Source organism: Methylorubrum populi (assembly GCF_002355515.1).
GTDB classification, from domain to species: Bacteria; Pseudomonadota; Alphaproteobacteria; order Rhizobiales; family Beijerinckiaceae; genus Methylobacterium; species Methylobacterium populi_A.
Genome location: NZ_AP014809.1, coordinates 2,835,815 through 2,857,908, shown reverse-complemented (window position 1 = coordinate 2,857,908; position 22,094 = coordinate 2,835,815). Strand labels below are relative to the sequence as shown.

Annotated in this window: 21 protein-coding genes; 7 read left to right on the top strand and 14 right to left on the bottom strand. The window is 68.3% G+C overall.

Features of this window, described 5'->3' with window-relative positions; translation table 11 throughout:
* Positions 1 to 20: 20 nt before the first annotated feature.
* A complete protein-coding gene (locus tag MPPM_RS13070) occupies positions 21 to 452 on the bottom strand; it encodes a PaaI family thioesterase (RefSeq protein ID WP_096487840.1) in 432 nt (143 codons plus the stop codon).
* A gap of 44 nt (positions 453 to 496) precedes the next feature.
* Between MPPM_RS13070 and MPPM_RS13065 the strand changes: the two genes are divergently transcribed.
* Complete coding sequence (locus MPPM_RS13065) at positions 497 to 1,060, top strand: CoA-binding protein (protein ID WP_157914314.1); 564 nt, start codon at positions 497 to 499, stop codon at positions 1,058 to 1,060.
* A 55-nt stretch (positions 1,061 to 1,115) separates the two neighbouring features.
* On the opposite strand, the gene MPPM_RS13060 is transcribed toward MPPM_RS13065, so the two are convergent.
* From MPPM_RS13060 to MPPM_RS13005, 12 genes are all read right to left on the bottom strand, one after another.
* Positions 1,116 to 1,541, bottom strand: coding sequence for an organic hydroperoxide resistance protein (locus MPPM_RS13060; RefSeq protein ID WP_096485441.1), 426 nt, complete (start codon positions 1,539 to 1,541; stop codon positions 1,116 to 1,118).
* A 150-nt stretch (positions 1,542 to 1,691) separates the two neighbouring features.
* Positions 1,692 to 2,954: an MFS transporter gene (locus MPPM_RS13055; RefSeq protein WP_096487838.1), complete on the bottom strand. Its 1,263-nt coding sequence runs from the start codon at positions 2,952 to 2,954 to the stop codon at positions 1,692 to 1,694.
* Positions 2,951 to 3,949: a MaoC family dehydratase gene (locus MPPM_RS13050; protein WP_096487839.1), complete on the bottom strand. Its 999-nt coding sequence runs from the start codon at positions 3,947 to 3,949 to the stop codon at positions 2,951 to 2,953. The genes MPPM_RS13055 and MPPM_RS13050 overlap by 4 nt, the downstream gene beginning before the upstream one ends.
* Before the next feature lie 99 nt (positions 3,950 to 4,048).
* A complete protein-coding gene (locus tag MPPM_RS13045; RefSeq protein ID WP_096485440.1) occupies positions 4,049 to 5,020 on the bottom strand; it encodes a type II secretion system F family protein in 972 nt (323 codons plus the stop codon).
* A 105-nt stretch (positions 5,021 to 5,125) separates the two neighbouring features.
* The gene (locus tag MPPM_RS13040) at positions 5,126 to 6,097 is read right to left on the bottom strand and encodes a type II secretion system F family protein (RefSeq protein WP_096485439.1); all 972 of its coding nucleotides are present in this window, start codon (positions 6,095 to 6,097) and stop codon (positions 5,126 to 5,128) included.
* Positions 6,094 to 7,542: a TadA family conjugal transfer-associated ATPase gene (locus MPPM_RS13035; protein WP_096485438.1), complete on the bottom strand. Its 1,449-nt coding sequence runs from the start codon at positions 7,540 to 7,542 to the stop codon at positions 6,094 to 6,096. Before MPPM_RS13035 ends, MPPM_RS13040 begins: the two co-directional genes overlap by 4 nt.
* A 47-nt stretch (positions 7,543 to 7,589) precedes the next feature.
* On the bottom strand, positions 7,590 to 8,834 hold the full coding sequence (locus MPPM_RS13030; RefSeq protein WP_096485437.1) for a CpaE/TadZ family protein: 1,245 nt from the start codon (positions 8,832 to 8,834) through the stop codon (positions 7,590 to 7,592).
* 88 nt (positions 8,835 to 8,922) lie between these two features.
* Positions 8,923 to 9,669 carry a CpaD family pilus assembly protein gene (locus tag MPPM_RS13025; RefSeq protein ID WP_096485436.1) on the bottom strand — a complete coding sequence of 249 codons (747 nt, stop codon included), beginning with the start codon at positions 9,667 to 9,669 and terminating at the stop codon, positions 8,923 to 8,925.
* 125 nt (positions 9,670 to 9,794) lie between these two features.
* A complete protein-coding gene (locus MPPM_RS13020) occupies positions 9,795 to 11,294 on the bottom strand; it encodes a type II and III secretion system protein family protein (RefSeq protein ID WP_096485435.1) in 1,500 nt (499 codons plus the stop codon).
* 11 nt (positions 11,295 to 11,305) lie between these two features.
* On the bottom strand, positions 11,306 to 12,091 hold the full coding sequence (gene cpaB, locus MPPM_RS13015; RefSeq protein ID WP_096485434.1) for a Flp pilus assembly protein CpaB: 786 nt from the start codon (positions 12,089 to 12,091) through the stop codon (positions 11,306 to 11,308).
* A gap of 192 nt (positions 12,092 to 12,283) precedes the next feature.
* Positions 12,284 to 12,793: an A24 family peptidase gene (locus MPPM_RS13010; protein ID WP_096485433.1), complete on the bottom strand. Its 510-nt coding sequence runs from the start codon at positions 12,791 to 12,793 to the stop codon at positions 12,284 to 12,286.
* A gap of 238 nt (positions 12,794 to 13,031) precedes the next feature.
* Positions 13,032 to 13,226: a Flp family type IVb pilin gene (locus tag MPPM_RS13005; RefSeq protein ID WP_096487837.1), complete on the bottom strand. Its 195-nt coding sequence runs from the start codon at positions 13,224 to 13,226 to the stop codon at positions 13,032 to 13,034.
* A gap of 373 nt (positions 13,227 to 13,599) precedes the next feature.
* On the opposite strand from MPPM_RS13005, the gene MPPM_RS13000 reads away from it, so the two are divergent.
* The 5 genes from MPPM_RS13000 (at position 13,600) to nfi (ending at position 17,522) form a co-directional block, all read left to right on the top strand.
* Positions 13,600 to 14,076 carry a pilus assembly protein N-terminal domain-containing protein gene (locus MPPM_RS13000; protein ID WP_096485432.1) on the top strand — a complete coding sequence of 159 codons (477 nt, stop codon included), beginning with the start codon at positions 13,600 to 13,602 and terminating at the stop codon, positions 14,074 to 14,076.
* Positions 14,077 to 14,246: 170 nt separating this feature from the next.
* Positions 14,247 to 14,933, top strand: coding sequence for a 50S ribosomal protein L25/general stress protein Ctc (locus MPPM_RS12995; RefSeq protein ID WP_096485431.1), 687 nt, complete (start codon positions 14,247 to 14,249; stop codon positions 14,931 to 14,933).
* Between the two features lie 103 nt (positions 14,934 to 15,036).
* Entirely contained in the window at positions 15,037 to 15,669 is a 633-nt protein-coding gene (pth, locus tag MPPM_RS12990; protein ID WP_096485430.1) for an aminoacyl-tRNA hydrolase, read from the top strand.
* 79 nt (positions 15,670 to 15,748) lie between these two features.
* Positions 15,749 to 16,846, top strand: coding sequence for a redox-regulated ATPase YchF (ychF, locus tag MPPM_RS12985; RefSeq protein WP_012454294.1), 1,098 nt, complete (start codon positions 15,749 to 15,751; stop codon positions 16,844 to 16,846).
* A 13-nt stretch (positions 16,847 to 16,859) separates the two neighbouring features.
* On the top strand, positions 16,860 to 17,522 hold the full coding sequence (gene nfi, locus MPPM_RS12980; RefSeq protein ID WP_096485429.1) for a deoxyribonuclease V: 663 nt from the start codon (positions 16,860 to 16,862) through the stop codon (positions 17,520 to 17,522).
* A 365-nt stretch (positions 17,523 to 17,887) separates the two neighbouring features.
* Here the strand turns inward: nfi and polA are convergent, their stop codons facing one another.
* Complete coding sequence (gene polA / locus MPPM_RS12975; protein WP_096485428.1) at positions 17,888 to 21,031, bottom strand: DNA polymerase I; 3,144 nt, start codon at positions 21,029 to 21,031, stop codon at positions 17,888 to 17,890.
* Between the two features lie 506 nt (positions 21,032 to 21,537).
* Between polA and MPPM_RS12970 the strand changes: the two genes are divergently transcribed.
* Entirely contained in the window at positions 21,538 to 21,966 is a 429-nt protein-coding gene (locus MPPM_RS12970; protein ID WP_096485427.1) for a hypothetical protein, read from the top strand.
* Positions 21,967 to 22,094 lie beyond the last annotated feature (128 nt).

Sequence of the window (22,094 nt, the reverse complement as noted above, 5' to 3'; positions counted from 1 at the left end):
CCGCGCGCGGCTCCACCGCCTCACCGCTCCGGCGGGATCGAGTAGGTGCCGGTGGCGTGGCAGACGATCGCCTCGCCGCCCTGGCTGCGGATGGCGACTTCCCCAACGGCAAGGCGCCGCCCGAGTTTCAGCAGCCGACACTCGGCCACGAGCGCGGCGGGGCCGGGCCGGCGCAGGAAGTTGACGTTCAGATTCGTCGTCACGGCGAGCGCCACCGGGCCGATATTCGAGAGGATCGCCGCGTAGAGCGCGTAGTCGGCCAGCGCCATCATGGAGGGGCCGGAGACCGTGCCGCCGGGGCGCAGGTGGCGCTCATGATAATCGAGACGCATCCGCGCCGAGAGCGGCCCCACCGCCTCCAGATGGAAGTGGCGCCCACCCGCATTCATCTGCGGGAAATCGCGCTCCAGAAAGGCAGCGGTTTCCTCCAGGCTCATCACGGTCTCGCTCATGACTGAGCCTTGCAGCATGTCAGCGCATGGCGGACAAGAGCGGCATGATCCCGACGATCGACACCGCGCCCGAAGGCATCGCCACCCGGCACGACCGCTACCCCGATGCGCAGATCCGCGCCGTGCTCAAGGCGACGCGCTCGATCGCCCTTGTCGGTGCCTCGGCCAACCCGGCGCGGCCGAGCTACATCGTCTTCAAATATCTGAGTGAGCGCGGCTACACGGTGACGCCGGTCAATCCGGGACTGGCGGGTCAGACCCTGCTCGGCCGCCCGGTGATCGCGCGGCTGTCCGACCTGACCGGGCCGGTCGACATGGTCGAGATCTTCCGCAATTCCGCCGCGGCGGGCCCTTTGGTCGATGAGGCGCTGGCGCTGCCGGTGCCGCCGAAGGTGATCTGGATGCAACTCGGCGTGCGCGACGACGCGGCCGCTTCGCGGGCCGAGGCCGCGGGCGTGACGGTGATCATGAACCGCTGCCCGAAGATCGAGTACGGCCGGCTCTCCGGCGAGATCGGCTGGACCGGTGTGAACTCCCGCATCCTCAGCGCGAAGAAGCCTCAGATGGCGCGGGGCGGGGTGCAGAAGCGGACGATCGAGGGACCTTGAAACGAGGCCGCCCCCGGCGATGAAGCCGAGGGCGCATGAGGCGGGAGCGTGAGGGTCAGGCCACCGTCAGCCCGACATCGACGTTGCCGCGCGTCGCGTTGGAATACGGGCAGATCTGGTGGGCGGCCTCGACGAGGCGCTCGGCGTCCGCACGGTCGAGGCCCGGCAGGCTGACCTTGAGGTCGGCGGTGATGCCGAAGCCGCCCTCGGAGCGCGGGCCGATGCCGACATTCGCAGTGACGGTCGTCTCGGCCGGAACCTTCAGCTTGAGCTGGCCGCCGGCGACCTTCAGGGCGCCGATGAAGCAGGCGGAGTAACCCGCCGCGAAGAGCTGCTCGGGGTTGGCACCCGGGCCGCCGGCGCCGCCGAGTTCCTTCGGGGTCGAGAGCTGGACCTGGAAGCTGCCGTCCTCGGTGCGGGCGGAGCCGTCGCGGCCGCCGGTGGCGGAGGCGGTGGTGCGGTACTTCACATCGACGGTCATGGGTCTGTCCTCGTGATCAGGGTTGAACGAGGCCGATCCGCTCGGCTCGGGCTGTGATTACCGGCAAACTGAATTGTGCGCAATCTAAATCGTGCGCAATCCATTCGCCGTAAGCATGACCGCCCGTCGAGAATCGAGCGCCCCTCGGCTTCAGGCGTCGCGACCGGTCTCCGGCATGAGGGCGATGGCGGCGAGGCTGATCCCCGCCGCGGCTGCGAGGTAGAGGCCGACGAGGCCGATGCCGCCCCAATTGGCGAGCCACTGCGCGGCGAAGGGCGCACCCGACGCGCCGACGATGCCGGCGAGATTGTAGGTGACGGAGGCGCCGGTGTAGCGCACCCGGGTCGGGAAGAGTTCGGGCAGGAGCGCGCCCATCGGCCCGAAGATCCAGCCCATGGCGAAGAGAGCGAGGCAGAGGAAACCGAGGACCAGGGCGGGATCGCCGCTGCTGAGCATCGGCCCGAGAACGGCGCCGAGCGCGCCCGTCACGGCAAGACCCGAGACCATCACGGGCTTGCGGCCGAACCGGTCGGCGGACCAGCCCGAAAGGGGGATCGCCAGCGCCATGAACAGGATTGCCACGCACTCGAACAGCAGGAAGGTCTTGCGCGCGTAACCGAGCGTGCCGGTGCCGTAGCTCAGGGCGAACACCGTCGAGAGGTAGAAGACGGCGTAGGCCGCCACCATCGCCAGCGTGCCGAGCAGCGTTGCGCGCAGATGTGCGGAGAAGATCGTGGCCAGCGGCACCCGCTCCGGCGGGGCCTGTTCGAGGGCGGCGCGGAAGGCCGGCGTCTCGGTGAGCTTGAGGCGGACATAGAGCCCGACGCCGACGAGGGCGGCCGAGGCCAGGAACGGAAGCCGCCAGCCCCAAGCCTCGAAATCCGCCGGGCTCAATGCCACGCTGAGCCCGAGGAAGAGGAGATTGGCGGCGATGAAGCCGATCGGCGCGCCGAGTTGCGGGAAGATGCCGTAGAGTGCGCGGCGCCCCGGCGGCGCGTTCTCCACCGCGAGCAGGGCCGCCCCGCCCCATTCGCCGCCGAAACCGACCCCCTGGCCGAAGCGCAGCAGGCAGAGCAGGGCCGGCGCCCACCAGCCGATGCTGGCATAGCCCGGCAGGCAACCGATCAGCACCGTGGACAGGCCCATGATCATCAGCGAGGCGACCAGGGTCGCCTTGCGGCCGATCCGGTCGCCGAAATGGCCGAAGGCCGCCGCCCCGATCGGCCGGGCGAGGAAGGCGATGGCGAAGGTCGCAAACGCCTGAAGCGTCTGAACGCCGGGTTCGCCCTGGGGAAAGAAGATCGGCCCGATCACCAGGGCGGCGGCGGTGGCGTAGATGTAGAAGTCGTAGAACTCGATCGCGGTGCCGACGAAGCTCGCGACCAGGATCCGGCGGGCGGACGGGGCGCTCATGCGGCCGAGGGCTCCCACTGCCAGAACACCGTGCCTGTGAATTCGAAGACCGGCTCGCCGCGCTGGTTCTCGGCGGTGTTGCGGTGCGTGGCGATGCCCCAGCCCGGCCGCGAGGCGGAGGCGCGCCGGTCGATCAGCGTGCTGGCGTAGCGGATGGTGTCGCCGGCATAGACCGGCCGCAGCCATTTCAGGTCCTTGAAGCCCGGCGAGGGGCCGAGTTGCGGCACCGGGCCGGAGCGGGCGGTCAACGCGATGTCGCGGGCGAAGGTGGCGTTGAGCCGCTTCATCCAGACCGCGGCGGTCTGCCAGCCCGAGGCGCAGAGCGCGCCGAAATGCGTGGCCCGCGCGGCCTGTGCGTCGAGATGGAAGACCTGCGGATCGTAGGCCCGTGCGAAGGCGATGATGTCGTCCGCCTCGAAGCGGTGGGCACCGAGGTCGCGGGCCAGGCCGAGCTCGGCGTCGGCGAGGTAAGGCAGCGGCACCGCGTCGTCCGGCTCCGTCACGGGTCCGCGCTCCGTCGCGAGGTCGACCGGACGCGGGGCGGGCACGGCCCCGGCGCGCGCGAACAGGACCGCGAAGGCCTGCGTCATCACCGCCTCGCCGCGCCCGTTCGTCAGCGTCATCGCGAGCCGCGCCATGCCGCGGTCGGGCTTCGAGGATGACGGGCGGACCTCCTCGACGCGGATGACGGCGCTCAGGGCATCCCCCGGCAGGACGGGCCTGAGCCAGCGCAGGGCGGCGATGCCCGGCGAGCCCATCGAGGTCGAGTGCGAGATCAGCGCCTGCGCGAACAGCCGCATGCCCAAAGCCGCCGTCTGCCATCCGGAGCCGATCAGGGTGCCGACGAAAGTGCCCTTGGCGGCCTCCTCGTCGAGATGAAAGGGCTGGGGATCGTAGACCCGCGCAAAGGCGACGAGTTCGTCCCGGCTCACCGTGATCGGACCGGCCGTGAACTCCTGGCCGGGAGCGAGGTCGTCGAGAGAAAGCAGAGCCATGGGATGCCGCACCGCGGGAGAACTCCGCGCGTGGCTACATCATCGAACGGCCGAGCGCATCCGGTGATGATCTCGAAGGCCATCCACCCGGAAGCCGCCTCACTTCATCAGCGCGTAGGCCTGGATCCCGGCGGGCGTCAGGAGCACCACGAAGAGGACCGGCAGGAAGAACAGGATCATCGGCACGGTCAGCTTCGGAGGCAGCGCAGCCGCCTTCTTCTCGGCCTCGGTCATGCGGAAGTCCCGGCTCTCCTGCGCCAGCACGCGCAACGCCTGACCCACCGGCGTGCCGTAGCGCTCGGCCTGCATCAGCGCCGTGGTGAGCGACTTGACGATCTCGAGACCCGTTCGCAGGGCGAGATTCTCGTACGCCACGCGCCGCTCGGGGAGAAAGGACAGCTCGGCGGTCAGGAGCGCCAGTTCCTCGGCGAGCACGGTCGACTGGCTCGCGATCTCCAGGCTGACGCGCCGGAAGGCGTTCTCGACCGACATGCCGGATTCGACGCAGATCAGGCACAGGTCGAGGGCGTCGGGCCAGGCGCGGCGGATTTCCGCCTGCCGCTTGGTGGTGATGTTCGACAGGTACACCTCCGGCAGCTTCAGGCCGATGAAGCCGGCGGCCAGGACGAGGCCGGCCCGGATCGCGAGGGGCTGATCGAGCACCTCCAGCACGAACAGGTAGAACAGGGCGACGGCCGTGAGGACGATCGGCATCACGAGGCGGAAGAACAGAAAGGCGGTCTCGGCGCCGGCACCCCGGTAACCGGCCTGAACCAGCTTCGCCTTGGCGGTCTCCGTGCCGAGCCAGCGGTTGAGATTGAACTGCTCGACCACCCGCTTCATGTAGGCCTTCGGCTCGACGCGCAGGCTTGCGCGGCTGTTGAGCCGCTCGCGCTCGCGCTGCCGGATCTGCTCGCGCTCGTCGCTGACGAGCTTCATCCGCTTGGCGAGCTGGTCGCCTTCGAGCAGAGGTTGAACCAGGGTGAAGACCGTGGCCGCCGCGGCAATGCCGGTCAGCACCGCGGCGACGGTGCGCGGGGCCAACGCCGTGTTGACAAAGTCATCCAGCATGTCAGTCCGGTCCAGCTCATCCCTCGCGGCGCGGCTCGCGCTGCCCCGTTCCCCTCGACATGGCCCCTCGGAGCGGGGCGTTCGGCTCCCGGTCGCAGAGCCGGATCAGACGTCGAAACTGATCATCTTCTTCATCACCAGGACCCCCGCGAGCATCCACAGACCGGATATCACCAGGGCGATCTTACCGACCGAGGTCGTCCACAGCAGCGACGTGTAGTCCGGACTCGAGAGATAGGTGCCGCCGCCGATGAGGAATGGCAGAGCACCGATGATCCCCGCCGAGACCTTGGCCTCCATGCTCATCGCATCGATCTTGCCGGCCATCTTCTTGCGCTCGCGCAGCACCCGCGACAGGTTGCTGAGTGCCTCGGAAAGGTTGCCGCCGGCCTTCTGCTGGATGCCGATCACGATCGAGAAGAAGTTCACCTCGGTCACGGGCACCCGCTCGTACATGCGCAGGATCGCGTCCGCCATCGGCAGGCCGAGCGCCTGTGCCTCGATCGCCACCCGGAACTCGCTGCGCAGCGGCTCCTTCGCTTCACGCGAAATCATGCGCAGACAATCGCCCAAGGGAATGCCGGAGCGCAGGCCGCGCACCACCACGTCCATGGCGTTGGGCAGTTCCTCGACGAAGGCCGCGACGCGCCGCTTCTGCCGCCACTTGAGCATCCACGCGGGCAGGCCGAACCCACCCGCGAAGAGGGCGAGCAGACCAACGACCACGTTTTGGGAGACGAGCACGGCGACGAGGGCGAGCACGGCCGCCATGATCCCGGAGACGACGTAGTATTTCTGACGGCTCCAATCGAGACCGGCGCGGGCGATGCGCAGCTCCAGGGTAACCTTGGTCTTGTCCTTCTTGGCCTCAAGCTCCTTGAGGCTCTTGGCGACCTGTTCGCGGCGGTTGGCAGCGGCACCGCGCTCGGCGAGCGTCGTGCGCGGCTGACCCAGCGCCTTGCGCCGCTGCTCGGCCCGCCGCTCGCCCGAGAGCGCCGGCAACAGGAAGACGTAGGCGAGCGCGCCGGCCGCGACCGCCACGAGGCCGGCCGCGAGGGGAGCGTTGAGCGCGCTCACAGGGGCTGCTCCACGGTATCGGCGGCGGCGTCGAGGGCGGCCGCCAGCGCCCGCTCCTCGCCGTAGTATCGCGCCCGCTCCCAGAAGCGCGGACGGCCGATTCCGGTCGAGCGGTGACGGCCGATCAGGCGCCCGTTCGCATCCTCGCCCAGCACGTCGTAGACGAACAGATCCTGAGTGATGATGACGTCGCCCTCCATCCCCATCACCTCGGTGATGTGCGTGATGCGGCGGGAACCGTCGCGCATGCGCATGGCCTGGATGATCACGTCGACCGAGCCGGTGATCATCTCGCGGAGGGTCCGCGAGGGCAGCGAGAAGCCGCCCATAGTGATCATCGACTCGATACGCGCGAGGCATTCGCGCGGGGAGTTGGCGTGGAGCGTGCCCATCGAGCCGTCGTGGCCCGTGTTCATCGCCTGTAGCAGGTCGAAGGCTTCCGGTCCGCGCACCTCGCCGACGATGATGCGCTCGGGGCGCATGCGCAGGCAGTTCTTGACGAGATCGCGCATGGTGACCTGCCCCTGCCCCTCCAGGTTCGGCGGGCGGGTCTCGAGGCGCACCACGTGCGGCTGCTGCAGTTGCAGCTCGGCGGCGTCCTCGCAGGTGATGACGCGCTCGTCGTGCTCGATGAAGGCGGTGAGGCAGTTGAGCAGGGTCGTCTTGCCCGAGCCGGTGCCGCCCGAGATCACGACGTTGCAGCGCACCTTACCGATGATCTGCAGGATCTTCGCGCCCTCGGGCGAGATCGCTCCGAAGCGCACGAGCTGGTCGAGGGTGAGCTTGTCCTTCTTGAACTTACGGATGGTCAGCGCCGGCCCGTCGATGGCGAGCGGCGGGGCGATGACGTTGACGCGGGAGCCGTCGGGCAGACGCGCGTCGCAGATCGGCGAGGATTCGTCCACGCGCCGGCCGACCTGGCTGACGATCCGCTGGCAGATATTCATCAGCTGCTGGTTGTCGCGGAAGCGCACCGAGGTGAGCTGGATCTTGCCGGCGACCTCGATGAAGGTGCGATCGGCGCCGTTCACCATCACGTCGGCGATGTCGTCGCGGGCGAGCAGCGGCTCCAGCGGGCCGTAGCCGAGTACGTCGTTGCAGATGTCGTCGAGCAGCTCCTCCTGCTCGGCGATCGACAGCACGATGTTCTTGAGGCCGATGATCTCGGAGACGATGTCGCGGATCTCCTCGCGCGCGGCCTCGCCCTCAAGCCGGGCGAGCTGCGCGAGATCGATAGCCTCGATCAGCGCACCGAAGATCATGCTCTTGGTGCGGAAATAGTCCTCCGACTTCGGCAGCGGCGCCTGAGGCACTGGGATGCGCGGCGGCTCGGGATGGGCGCGCACGACCTCCTGCTGGAGAACCGGCGGGGCAGCCGTCGTCGGCCCGGCCGCGGCGGTGGCCGGGGCAGGAGCCGATGCGGCGTTGGAGCGTCGACCGAACATGGCGCCGCGCCTTCAGCAATGTTGGGAGGAGTGAGCGCGGACCACCGTCAGGACGCCTTCTTACGCGTCAGCCGGGCGAGCAGCGGTTCCAGGAGATTCGCCCTGGCACGACGGATCTCGGCCCGGCCGGTCACGGTCGCGGCCAATTCGGAGAAGATCTCGGCGGGCTTCGAACCGGCCTGCACCTCGGCGATCATCTGGCCGTTGTTGGCCGCGGTCCCGAACAGAGCCGGATCGAACGGGATGACGGCCTGGAGCGGCACATCGAGCGCCTTGGCGAACTCGGCGGCGGCGATCTCCGGCCGCTTCGGCATGCCGACACCATTGAGGACGACCCGGGCCCGCGCGTCGTTGGGACGCTGCTGGTGCAGCAGCGCGAGCAGATTCTTCACGTTGCGCAACCCCGCCAGATCCGGTGAGGCCACGATCAGGATCTCGTCGGCGCTGACCAGCACGCGACGGCTCCAGGCGCTCCATTGATGCGGCACGTCGAGGACGATGCAGGGCACGGTGGCCCGCAGCAGGTCGGTGAGCGCATCGAAGGCGGGTTCGGTCAAGTCGACCGTGCGATCGAGGGTGGCCGGCGCCGAGAGCAGGCTGAGATTGTCGGCACATTTCGAGAGCAGCCGGTCGAGGAGGTTGGCGTCGAGGCGCTCGGGCGCGAACACCGCCTCGGCGATGCCCTGCGGCGGGTCCTGATTGAAGTTGAGCCCCGCCGTGCCGAAGGCGACGTCCAGATCAGCGATCACGGTCGCGGTGCCGTGCTCGCGCGCCACCGTCCAGGCGAGGTTGTGAGCGATGGTCGAGCTGCCGACGCCGCCGCGCGCGCCGTAGACGGCGATGGTGCGCCCGACCGGCTTGGCCCCCGGCGCCGCGAACAGATCGGAGATGGCGGCGATCAGATCGACCGGCTCGACCGGCGCCATCAGGTACTCGCTCACCCCGCGCTGGATGAACTGCCGGTAGAGCAGCACGTCGTTGACGTGGCCGATCACGAGCACCTTGGTGCCCTCGTCGCAGACCTCGGCGAGCTGGTCGAGGCATTCGAGCGGCCGCGACTTCAGTCCCACGAACTCGATCACGATGATATTAGGCGTCGGCGCGTGCCGGTAGGCCTCGAGGGCTGCCGCGCCCCCGCCCATCTGCACCTTGACATGGGCCTTCTGCATCCGCCGATCGGACGCGGTGCCCTCGATCATCGCCGCGGTCTCCGGCGTCTCGCAGAAGGCCTGGATCGTGATGCGAGGGACCGGGGCGATGGTTCGCTCTGAGGCCTCGTGAGTGTCCGGCATGGTGCGTGGTTTCCGGTTCTTGTGCCGAGGAGGGCGCGGCCGGTGATCGACAGGGTTCGAGCGGGCAGCGGACGGGGGGCCGGCGGCGCTACTGGCTCTTCACGTCGCTGCTGACATTCGCCTTTCCATCTTGACGCCAACGGGTTGACGGATCCTTGCCCTCGCGGAGCTGGCCGATATCCTGCGTGCGCCGGATCGTGTCGATGCGGCCCTCCGGCCGACCGCGCACGAGGTCGATCGGGTCGGCGACCTGGGCGGCGACGTTCGCCTGCATCGCGCAGCCGAGGTTCCAGGTCGGCTCGTTCGACCAGCCGGCCCGCAGGTCGCTGACGCCGAGGTCGCGCGGCCAGAGCCCGCACTTGTCGGCGACCTTGGCCTGCATCCGCTGGAAGCTCAGGCGCACCGGCGAGGCGAGCGTCGGGTTGGCGATCGGGTAGCTGATGACCCGCACGCCACCCGCCGGCACGCCCATCTCCGCCGCGAGGCGCCGGATCGACTCGCCCGTATGCGCCACCGGTCCGGCCAGGGCCGGAGACACGCCGCGCGGCACCTCGACGACGAGGAGGCCGCGGCCGTAGCGCCGATATTCCACGAGGAAGGTTTCGAGGTCGGCGCGCTGGCGCGGATCGATATGGCCGATCCCGGTGGGGAAGATATCGAGGCTGCGATCGGCATCCGCCAGCACGATCGGGTGCCGGGTGCGGACATCGATCGGGTAGGTCGAGCCGGTGGTGGCGACGCGATCCGCGCGGCAAGCGCCGAGCAGGGCGGCCACGAGAACGGCGGCGGCGATGGGCCGGGCGCGAACGACGAGGGTGCGGGCGGGGGAAGACATCGGGCTTCGATCCTGCAGGAGCGTTTTCCGCCGAACGGGCGGTCGGCTCCAGGTAAGAGCGCGTTCAAACAAGGTCCTGGAACCGCTCCCAGCCGCAGCGGGGTCGAGAACGGTGCAGGGCGGGGTTAGTCGGCGATGAAGCCGACCCGGCCGCGATAGGCCGGCCCGAGGGTGCCGCCGCCGACCGTGCCGTAGATCTTGTTCAGGCGTCCGAGCAGCACCGCCTGCCCGTCCGACGCGTCGACGAAGCCGTCGTCCGGCCGCTGGACCTGGCGCGCCTCCATCGGCTGCGCGATGTAGGGCGTGACCATGATCATCAGTTCGGTCTCGTCACGCTGGTAGTCGCGGGAGCGGAACAGGGCGCCGAGGATCGGCAGGTTCATCAACCCCGGCAGGCCGCCGATCACGGCGCGGTTCTTCTGCTGGATCAGACCGGCTGTCATCATCGTGGCGCCGGAGGCGAGTTCCACCGTCGTCTCGGAGCTGCGCCGGGTCGTGGCCGGGACGGGGGTCACCCGGTTCGAGCCCGGGAAGGAGAAGCTGTAGCTGTTCTGCCGGTCGAGCTCGGTCACGTCGGTTGCGACCCGGATCGAGATGCGGTTCTCCGCCAGCACCACCGGCGTGAAGGCGAGGCTCACGCCGTAGGGCTTGAACTCGAGCGCGACGGTACAGGCGGCGCCGGCCACGCCCGCGGCGCAGTTCGAGGGAACGGGGATCTCGCCGCCCGCCGTGAACTTGGCCGACTCGCCGGAGATCGCCGTCAGCGTCGGCTCGGCGAGGATGCGGGAAACGCCGGCCTGTTCAAAGGCGCGCAAGGTCGCCTGAAGGGAGGCGCCACCGGAGCGCACAGAGGCCGACAGGACGTTGCCGTCCGGCGTGTAGGCACCGGTGATCGGAAACAGTGTATTGTTCGTCAGGACGTTGCCAGTCGGGTTGAGGGGATTCAGAGCCGCCCAGTTTCCGGTCACGTTGATGCCGAACTGCTTCAGAACCGTGCGCGCCACCTCGACCACGGTGACGCGGATCATCACCTGATCCTTGTTGCGGATCGTCAGGTTGTTGATGACGGCGCCGCGCACCCCCGTCCCGGCGCCGGCCCCCAGACCAACGAAGGCGTTGGCGATGTCGAGCGCCTGCTGCGCCTCCGAGGCGGAACTCACGCTGCCCGAGAGAACGAGCGATTCGCCGACCGCCTTCACGTCGAAGCGGCCGCCGGGCAGGCTCTGCTGCAGCGACTGGCGCAGCACGTTGATGTCACGGGCGATGGTGACGTCCAGCGCCGCGATCTGGCGTCCCTCGGCATCCATCACGAAGATCGAGGTGGCACCGTTGTCGATGCCGATCAGGAACAGCTTGCGGCTGGAGCGCACGACCGCATTCGCAACCGCCGGATTGGCCACGAACACCTCCTTTGCGTCGCGGGGCAGATCGACGATGAGCGATCGGCCCTTGCTCAGCTCGACGCGCCGGGAGACCGCGGCCTCGTTCGGCCCGATCGTCAGGACCGGAGAGGTGCCGACGGGGCCGGACTGGGCGGCAACCGATCCGCACAGGAGCGCTGAGACGAGACAGGCGCCGGAGAGCAGGGAGAGGGTGAAGCCGCGGAAGCGAGCGGGGGTCGTCATCGGTCCTGTCCTCACCGGCGCTGCTGCTTGGCGACGCCGAATCGCACCACGGTCAACGGGCCTTCGGGCGGCATATCCGCCTCCTCGGAGATGGCGGCGGTCCGGGCCGAATCCTGGATGCTGCGCAGGACGAGCGAGAGCTGCCCGATCTTCTGCGCCAGTGTGACGGTCTCGGCCTGGACCGGCGTGAGAGCCAGGGTGGCGGTTTCCGCCGTCACGACGTTGGCGCCGTTCTTCTCCTGCACGATCTGGCCGACGGCGAGCACGCGCACATTGGTCAGCAGGGTCTCGGCGAACTGGTCGCTGCCCTCATTGCTGGTCTTGATGACGTCGACATGGTCGTTCGGCAGGATGAAGCCGCCGGCGGAGCTCGACCCGCGGGTATCGGTCGTAATCGCCACCGCCCGCATGCCCGGCGGCAGGATCGCCGACATGAAGCCGCTGCCGGCCTTGACCAGACGTTCGGGCCGAATCGGTTCGTTGGCCGAGAAGCCGGTGCGAATGATCGCGCCGACCGAGTCCTCGAGCGCCTTGGGAGCGGCACGGCGGTCGATCAGGCCGGGCGAGATCGCCTGCTCCGGCCAGGGCATCCAGCGCAGATCCTCGGGCTTGAGGGTCTGACCCATGGGCAGTTCGGCAGCGGCGACCAGCACCTCGCTCATCGCAATGGGCGCGACGGGCTCGGCCCTGGCGACGGGTGCGGGCTCGGGCGCCCTCTCCTCACCCCGCATCAGCAGGGCAGCGCCGCAGCCCGCGACGAGTGCGATTCCCAGAACGGCGAGACGGGCTGGTTTCATGGGGGCTTGGAACCGTGGCGACGGCTCCGTCGCCGTCCGGTTCCGAGACTTGCCCGGGATTCGTCAAGTTAGGGTTAACCGAGCGTCACCGCGGCCTTTTCAGTTCTGTCCCGGCCGACATTCGCGCCTAACCTGCCAAAACAGAAAGGCCGCCCGGAAGGCGGCCTGCTCAATCGGAATTGTTACCGTCGTTCACGGCCACGCAAGCTGCTCGAGACCGACGGCGTTCGGCAGCACCAACAGCGCGGCTGCGGCCAGCGCGATACCATAGGGAACGCCGGTCCTAGTGTCGTGCAGATGAACCGCGAACGGAAATTTTTCCGCGAGCTTCGGCAGCGGATACTTGCGGGCCGACACGATCGAGAGCGTCAGAGGGCCTCCGAGAATCGAGGCCAGGACGAGGTATTCCGGGAGATGCGCGAGCCCGATCCAGAGGGCGGTCGCCGCGGCGAGCTTGGCATCACCGCCGCCGATCCAACCCCTCGCGAAGAAGGCGAAGGTGATGACCAGCGTCAACGCACCGGCCGCAAGATGCCAGAGCAAGTCGTCCCAACTCATGCCGGACGCGACGACGTAGAGAACGAACCCAACGAAAACGAGGCCCGTGATCCGGTTTGAAATCCGCATCGTCAGCAGATCGCTGGCGGCCGCGTAGGCCATGAGGAAGGGAAAGACGACGCACAGAAGAAGGTAGGACGTCATAGCCGACACCGTCACGGTTCCTTCGCGATCTTCCCGTCGGCCCGATCAGCCCTTACGCGCCTGTCGGCCGTTGCAGTCGTGAGATGCGCCCATCCCCTTGGGCATCGGTCGTCAGCGGACTGAGTTCGTCTGATCTCAAGGTCGGGCGACGGTGCCCCGCTTGAACGGGGCACCGCCTTGAAAGCGAGATGGATAATGTCCCTCACGCTCCGAGAGCTGTTGTCGCCTCGTCGAGAGATTAGTTCTTCGTGGCCAGCTTGCCGGCCTGGGTGTTCAGGCCATCCCCGAGCGTCGAGAAGGCCGTCGACAGCTTGCTGCCGAAGCTGGCGAAGATACCGACGATGGCAATACCGACCATGGTGGCAACCATGCCGTACTCGATGGCAGTGGCGCCGGACTCGTCGGAGATGAAGCGCTGGGCAATGTTCTTCACGATGATCTCCACTCGTTTAGTCTGATGGGCGACCGTCGGAAGTCTGTAGAGGCCCCGATCGGCGACAGGTCGAGATGTAGTCCCGACGCGTTGCATTTGCGTTAAATCGATCTCCCAACCAAGCCTTCCGCCAGGCGTTTGTGGCGATCAGTTAATGACGTATTGCACAGATCGCTCGAATGGTCGGTACAGTGCCGTGCGGGGCGCGGCACGGACTGCTGAAGGCCGCCGCGTCGATTACGGTTAGCGCTTCCTTCATCAGTTTCCTGTTCCGTGCCGCGACGGGAGATGCGCCCGCTCCGGACCTGTGCCGCGGATATGGCACGGCATCCGGCGGCAGGTCCCGCACTCCGCGCGATCGGACCGACCCTCCATGACCCGCCTGCGCCCTTTCCCGATGCACGCCCTGTCGGCGCTCCTCACACTACTCGCGCTGACGGTCCCCGCCCGCGCGAACGAGCCGGTGCCGCAGGGCACGGTCTCGGTGCAGGTGGACAACGCCAAGGTGATCCGCCTGCCGGAGAAGACGCAGACCGTGGTGGTGGGCAATCCGATGATCGCCGACATCACCCTGCAGAAGAACGGCGTGGTCGTGCTCACGGGCAAGAGCTTCGGCACCACCAATCTCATCGCGCTCGACGGCAAGGGGGCGATGATCGCCGAATCGACCATCAGCGTGCAGGCGCCGCAGGCCTCGATCATCACGGTCCAGCGCGGCCTGGACCGCGAATCCTATTCCTGCACCCCGAACTGCCAGCCCTCGGTGCAGCTCGGCGATGCCACCAAGTATTTCGACGAGACCAGCAAGCAGGCCGAGGCCCGCCGCGGCATGGCGACCGCGAACCGGTAGACCCTCGTTGCCCGGCCGGCCGTTGCCACGCGGCGTCGAAGCGTGTAAGGCCCGCCCGCGCCCTTGAGACACCCTTGGAGGCACGGGCGCGCTGGGAAACGGTCGGGCCGTCCGCTTCGGGCGGCCTTTGTCGTTGGCCCGGCTCCATTTTTCTACAAAAGGATCACGCCATGAGCGCCACCAAGACGCTTGAGGCCGTGGCACGCGACCGGGTCGGCAAGGGGGCCGCCCGGGCCGTTCGTCGCCAGGGCCAGATTCCCGCTGTCATCTACGGCGGCAACCAGGCCCCGGAAGCCATCGCCGTCGACCTCATCCGCACCCGCACGCTGATCTACGCCGGCGGCTTCAAGACCACGCTGTTCGACATCACCGTCGGCGGCAAGAAGACCCGCGCGATCCCGCGCGACTACCAGCTCGACCCGGTCTCCGGCGTGCCGCTGCACGTCGACTTCCTGCGCGTCGTCTCCGGCCAGACCGTCACGGTCGACGTTCCCGTGCACTTCTTGAACGACGAGAAGGCCCCGGGCATCAAGCAGAAGGGCGGCACCCTCAACGTCGCGCTGCACACGGTGTCCCTCGACGTGGCGCCCGACCAGATCCCCGACGCGATTGAAGTCGACCTCACCGGCCGCGAGATCGGTGACGTGATCCACGCCTCCGACCTGCGCCTGCCGGCCGGCACCTATACCGGCGAGCCGACCGACACCGTCGCCAACATCCTGCCGCCGACGGTGCTCGGCGCCGAGGTCGAGGCCGAGGAGGCCGCGATCGCCGAGGCGCAGTCCGCCGAGGCCGCCGAGGAGAAGGCGGAAGCCGAGGCCGAGGCCACCAACGAAAAGAACGAGACCGAGGAGTAAGCCACGGGCGGGTGCCGCGCGCACCCGTCTTGCGCAACGCTCGATGCCCCGGCCGCCCGGCCGGGGCATTTTCCGTTTGTCGGGAATCGTATCGGGAGCACGCATGCGGCTCATCGTCGGATTGGGAAATCCTGGGCAGCGCTACGCGCGCAACCGCCACAACATCGGCTTCATGGCCGTGGACGAGATCGCCCGCGTCCACCGGGCGGCCCCGTTCCGGCGCCGCTTCCAGGGAGAGGCCGCCGAGGTGTTGCTCGGCTCCGAGCGCGCCATCCTGCTGAAGCCCCAGACCTTCATGAACGAATCCGGCCGCTCGGTCGGCGAGGCGCAGCGCTTCTTCAAGATCCCGCTCGCCGACGTGATCGTGCTGCACGACGAACTCGACCTTGCGCCGGCCAAGCTGCGGGTGAAGCTCGGCGGCGGCAATGCCGGCCATAACGGCCTGCGCTCGATCACCGCTCTGTGCGGCAACGATTACCGCCGGGTCCGCCTCGGCATCGGGCATCCCGGCGACAAGGCGCTGGTGCACGCCTATGTCCTCAACGACTTCGCCAAGTCGGAGGAGCCCTGGGTCGAGGATCTCTGCCGTGCCACCGCCGACCATGCGCCGCTGCTCGCGGCCGGCGAGGATGCGAGCTTCCAGAACAAGGTGCATCTGGCCATGGCCGGCCGCGGCTGGGACGCGGTGAAGACGCCGGCGGAGGCCGGAAAGGCGAAAGCGCGCGACGCGAATTGACACGAGCCCACCGGACCCCGATGGAGCGGGCTTCCGGGCGCGGCCCCCGACCGATCACAACGGATTTCTAGGACCAGCCATGGGCTTCAAATGCGGCATTGTCGGCCTGCCGAACGTCGGCAAGTCGACCCTCTTCAACGCGCTGACGCAGACCGCCGCGGCCCAGGCCGCGAACTACCCGTTCTGCACCATCGAGCCGAATGTCGGCGAGGTGGCCGTGCCCGATCCGCGCCTCGATGAGCTGGCCAAGATCGCCTCCTCGAAGGAGATCATCCCGACGCGACTGACCTTCGTCGACATCGCCGGCCTCGTGCGCGGTGCATCGAAAGGCGAGGGCCTCGGCAACCAGTTCCTCGCCAATATCCGCGAGGTCGATGCGATCGCCCACGTGGTGCGCTGCTTCGAGGACGGCGACGTCACCCATGTCGAGGGCAAGGTCGATCCGATCGCCGATATCGAGACGATCGAGACCGAGCTGATGCTGGCCGATCTCGACAGCCTTGAGAAGCGGGTCGTTGCCCTGGAGAAGCGCGCCAAGGGCTCCGACAAGGAGGCCAAGGAGTTTTTGGACCTCGTCAACCGCGCCCTGCCGCTCCTGCGCGACGGCAAGCCGGCCCGGCTCGTGGAGCGCAAGCCCGAGGAGGAGCGGCTGTTCCAGCAGCTCGGCCTGATGACGGCCAAGCCCGTGCTCTACGTCTGCAATGTCGACGAGGGCGACGCCGACAAGGGCAACGCCAAGTCGCAGGCGGTGTTCGACCGGGCGAAGGCGGAGGGCGCGGTCGCCGTCGTCGTCTCGGCCAAGATCGAGAGCGAGATCGCGGTGATGCCGCCGGCCGACCAGACCGAGTTCCTGGAAGCCGTGGGCCTGACCGAGCCGGGCCTCAACCGGGTGATCCGCGCCGGTTACGACCTGCTCGGCCTCGTCACCTACTTCACCGTCGGCCCGAAGGAGGCCCGCGCCTGGACCATCACCAAGGGGACGCGCGCCCCGGCGGCGGCAGGCGTGATCCACACCGACTTCGAGAAGGGCTTCATCCGCGCCGAGACCATCGCCTTCAAGGACTATACGGCGCTGAACGGCGAGGCGGGCGCCCGCGATGCCGGCAAGCTGCGGCTGGAGGGCAAGGACTACGTGGTGCAGGACGGCGACGTGCTGCATTTCCGCTTCGCCAACTGACGGGGTTCGCGGCATGGAGCTTCACCCGCGCCATGCCTGGGACCTGACGCCGGCCGAGGCCGTCGCGCTCCAGCGCAGGCTTCGCACCGAGATCGTGGCTGATCGGCCGATCGATCTCGGCGCGGTGCGGCTGGTGGCCGGCGTCGATGTCAGCGTGAAGAACGAGCGTTCCCGCGCGGCCGTCGTCGTCGTGACCTTTCCGGGGTTCCTGCTCGTCGAGACGGCGGTCGCCGAGCGGCCGACGCCGTTTCCGTACATCCCCGGCCTCCTCAGCTTCCGCGAGGGGCCGGTTCTGGAAGAGGCGTTCGAGCGCCTGCGAGCGGAGCCGGACGTTTTCCTGTTCGACGGCATGGGCACCGCCCATCCCCGCCGCATCGGCATCGCCAGCCATATGGGCCTGTGGCTGCAGCGCCCGACCATCGGCGTCGGCAAGACCCGGCTCGTCGGCACCAATGCGCCGCTCTCCGAGGAGAAGGGTGCGCACGTTCCCCTGATCGACCGCGGCGAGACCGTCGGCGCCGTGGTCCGTACGCGCACGGCCACACTCCCGCTTTTCATCTCGCCGGGCCACCTCGCCGACATCCCGAGCGCGGTCGAATTGGTGCTGGCCTGCTCGCCGAAATACCGCCTGCCGGAGCCGATCCGGCTCGCGCACAGGACGGCCGGCGATTTTTGATCGACCGACTTTGGTAACCTCGACGCTCCTCATGCTGAGTCGCCGAGCGGAAGCTCGGCTTCGAAGCACGCCGGAACGGTCGAGTCCGTGACGCCCCTTTGCTGGGAGAAGCGTCGCGGCGTGCTTCGAGGCTGCTGACGCAGCGCCTCAGCATGAGGACTGTCGTGTCATACCGGTTCCGGTTGATCGCTTCAGTTTTTGCCCGACACCGTCATCGCGAGGCGAAGCCGAAGCGATCCAGGGCGCGACATCTCCGGAAAATGCGGAGCCCTGGATTGCCACGGCTTCGCCTCGCAATGACGAAGAGACACCGAAGCGATCCAGCGGAGACCGTATCAGCAGTGACAGCGCAGGCGAACCGGCGGTCAGTGCGCCTCTTCCCAGTTCCCCGCCGCTCGCGCCTCGACCACCAGCGGCACGCTGAGTGACAGGGCAGGCGCCGGCGCCTCCTCCATTACGCGCGCGATCACCGGGATCGTCGCCACCACCTCGTCGTCCGGCACCTCGAACACCAGTTCGTCGTGCACTTGCAGCAGCATCCGCGCCGTGAGCTTTCTCGCTTCCAGCGCATCCTCCATCCGCGTCATGGCGCGGCGGATGATGTCGGCGGCGGTGCCCTGGATCGGGGCGTTGATCGCCTGACGCTCCACGCTCGCCCGTTCGGACGGGTTGTTGGAGCGGATCTGCGGGTAGTGGCAGACGCGACCGAAAAGGGTCGTGACGTAGCCCTTCTCGCGGCACGAGCGCTTGGTGGTGTCGATGTAGTCGCGGATGCCCGGAAACCGCTCGAAATACTGCTTGATGAAGGCCGAGGCCTCCTCGCGGCCGATACCGAGGCGGTCGGCCAGACCGAAGGCCGAGATGCCGTAGATAATACCGAAATTGATGGTCTTGGCGCGCCGCCGGAGGTCGCCGGTCATCTGGTCGAGCGGCACGCCGAACATCGCGGAGGCCGTGGCCGCGTGAATGTCGAGTCCCTGCTCGAAGGCTTCGCGCAGTTGCGGGATGTCGGCGATGTGGGCGAGCAGGCGCAGCTCGATCTGGCTGTAATCGGCCGAGATCAGCTTCTTGCCCTCGGGCGCGACGAAGGCGCGGCGGATGCGCCGCCCTTCCTCGGTGCGGATCGGTATGTTCTGAAGGTTCGGGTCCGAGGAGGAGAGCCGGCCCGTGGTCGTCGCGGCGAGCGCGAAGGAGGTGTGGACCCGGTTCGTACCGCGGTCGGCATGCTCCTGCAGCGAGTCGGTGTAGGTCGATTTCAGCTTGGAGAGCTGGCGCCAGTTGAGGATCTTCTTCGGCAGGTCGTGGCCGGCCTGGGCCAGCTCTTCGAGCAACGTCGCGGGCGTGGCCCACTGGCCGGACGGCGTCTTCTTGGCGCCGGGCAGGCCCATCTTGCCGAACAGCACGTCGCCGATCTGCTTCGGCGAGGACACCTGGAATTTTTCGCCGGCGTCCTCCTGGATCTCCTCTTCGAGCCGCGCCAGGATCTGCGAAAAGTCGCCGGAGAGGCGGCTCAGCATGTTGCGGTCGATGGCGATGCCCGCCCGCTCCATCCGCGCCAGCACCGGCACGAGCGGACGCTCCAGGGTCTCGTAGACGGTCACCCGGTGCTCGGCGACGAGGCGGGGCTTCATCATCCGCCACAGGCGCAGGGTCACGTCGGCGTCCTCCGCCGCGTAGGCGGTGGCCTTGTCGATCGCCACGCGGTCGAAGGTGACCTTGTTGCGCCCGGTACCGGCGACGTCGGCGAAGGTGATCGGCTGGTGGCCGAGATGGCGGCGGGCCAGTTCGTCCATGCCGTGCCCGCCCTTGCCGGCATCGAGCACGTAGGAGATCAGCATCGTGTCGTCGAAGGGCGCCACGTCGATGCCGTAGCGGTGCAGCACCGAGAGATCGTATTTCAGGTTCTGCCCGACCTTGAGCGTACCGGGATCCTCCAGCAGCGGCTTCAGCAGCTTCAGGGCCGTGTCGAAATCGATCTGGCCGGGCTGCTTGTCGGAATCGTCCGCGCCCGCGCCGCCGTCGCCGAACAGGTCGCCGCCCTTCACCTCGGGCTTCACATGGGCGAGCGGGATGTAGGCGGCGCGCCCCGGCGCGGTGGCCAGCGAGACCCCGACGAGGCCGGCCTTGGCCGCGTCGAGGGCGTCGGTCTCGGTATCGACCGCGATCACGCCGGCCTCGTAGCTCTCGGCGATCCAGGTCTCCAGCTGCTCCACCGTCGAGATCGTCTCGTAGGCGGAGGTGTCGAACGGCTTGACCGCCTCCGCCGCGCGGGCCGCGACGAGGTTGGCCGGCGTCGGCTCGGAGGGGCCACGCTTCTTCTTCGGGGCCTGATCCGGCAGGTCGAGATCGGCGAAGGGATCGGCCTCCCTCGCCTCGGGCGGCGCCGCGCCGTCGGTCCGTTCCGGGGCGGCGGCGGTCTCGGGATCGACCGGCACGGCATCGCCGAAGAACGGCACCGCGTCGCTGCCGCCGGCGGCGTTGGTGTAGGCGTGGGGCTGGGCGCCCGGCAGCAGCGCCGGATCGGGCTTCACCGCCTCGGGATCGACGTGGAGCATCTGCGCGATGCGCCGCGTCAGGGTGTTGAACTCCATCGCCTTCAGGAAGCCGACGAGCTTTTGCGGGTCGGGCTGCGGCACGCCGAGTTCGTCGAGGGGCACCGGCACCGGCACACTCTCTTCGAGCGCCACGAGGCGGCGCGAGAGTTTGGCCTGATCGATGTTGGCCAGCAGCGTCTCCCGGCGCTTGGGCTGCTTGATCTCGGCGGCCCGCTCAAGAAGCTGCGCGAGGCTGCCGTATTCCTTGATCAGCGCGGCGGCCGTCTTCAGGCCGATGCCAGGCACGCCCGGCACGTTGTCGGAGGTGTCGCCGATCAGCGCCAGCGCGTCGCCGATCTGCTCCGGGGTCAGCCCCTCCCACTTGGCGATGATCGCGTCGCGGTCGAGGTTGCGCTCGGGCCGGTAGCCGGGTTTGCCCTTGGCGCCGGATTCGAAGTCGTAGAACCGGATCCTGTCCGAGACGAGCTGCATCAGGTCCTTGTCGGAGGACACGATGATCACCTCGGCGCCCCGCGCCTCGGCCTGGCGCGCGTAGGTCGCGATCAGGTCGTCGGCCTCGTAGCGCTCCAGCTCCACCGCGTGCAGGCCGAAGGCGCGCACCGCGTCGCGCATCAGCGGCATCTGGCGCTTGAGGTCGTCGGGCGCGTCGGGGCGATGGCCCTTGTAGTCCGGAAAAAGCTCCTTGCGGAACGAGCCCTCGGACTTGTCGAAGACGATGCCGAGATGGGTCGGTTTCACGCCGGCCGCGCCGTCCTGAAGGAACTGGGCGATCTTGGTGCAGAACAGGCGCACCGCCCCCGTCGGCAGGCCGTCGGAGGGCCGCGTGTTGTACTTCTGGTCCTGATTGATCGATTGGAAGTACGCCCGGAAGATGAAGGACGAGCCGTCGACGAGGATCACCCGGTCGTCGGCGCCGACGGGCTTGTCCGGTTGCGGTTGCGTCTCAGCGGTCATCGGTCGAGCAGCCATCGGCGAGCGGGGCCCCGAGGCGGGGCGCGTCGATCCATAGAGCATTTTGGCGGCCCCGGAACATCGCCCCGGCGCCGGGAAATGCCGCAGGTCCCCGGTTCTCTCGCGATCAAGGAGGCCCGCGCCGTCGGCGCGTTGGCGAACGCCGCGCCCGCTCATCGGCCAATCAAGCGGCGAAAGGCTCGAAAAAGTCGTCCACGGCACGGCCGCATGTGCGCTCGTGCACCGGGCGGATTTTCCATATCGCAGATGCGGAAACCCGTTGGTGAAACTGCGGTTTTTGGCATGCGCGCGGTGTCGCTGCACGAAATTGCGCGCACAAATCCCCTACCCTGAACTATATCGATGCTGCGCTGCGACAAAACGTGTATTGTCTGCCCGACCATCGATCCCAGATCCTGTCCATCGAAGACGGGCGGCAGCCAGACCCGGCAACAATACAGGTTAGGCCCCGTGAAGAGCTGCCCGCACAGTCAATTGAAGGATAGATCATGACGAACCGCACCAAGATCACCGCCGCTCTCGCCGTCGCTCTCGGCCTCGCCGCGACCCCGACCCTCGCGCAGGGCGTTCCGTCCGACAGCGCCAGCTACAACCGTGACGGCACTCTCAATGTCTGGGGTGCGCATATCGACCCGGCCCGCGAGCGCGGCGGCCTTCTCGGCGGCGTCGGCAACGTGGTCGGCGGCGTGACCAATACAGCGGGCACCATCGTTGGCGGCACACTCGGCGCGGCCGGCACGATCGTCGGCGGCACCGTGAACGCGGCAGGCAACGTGGTCGGCGGTACCGTGGATGCCGCGGGCGATGTCGTCACCGGCTCGGTCCGCCGTCCGGCGGGCTACACCGCCTATCAGGCCAACGGCCGTTACGGCGAGCCGCTCGACCGTTCGGCCGCCTACGGCCGCACGGCCTACTGAGCGGCCTCGGTCAGCATTCGGCATTGAGTTGGGACGGCGGGGCGCGAGCCTCGCCGTTCTCTTTTGCGTGATCCGGTCTGCCCACAGGCAACGAAGGCCCTGACGCCACGTTTGCCGCCGCGCGCGGC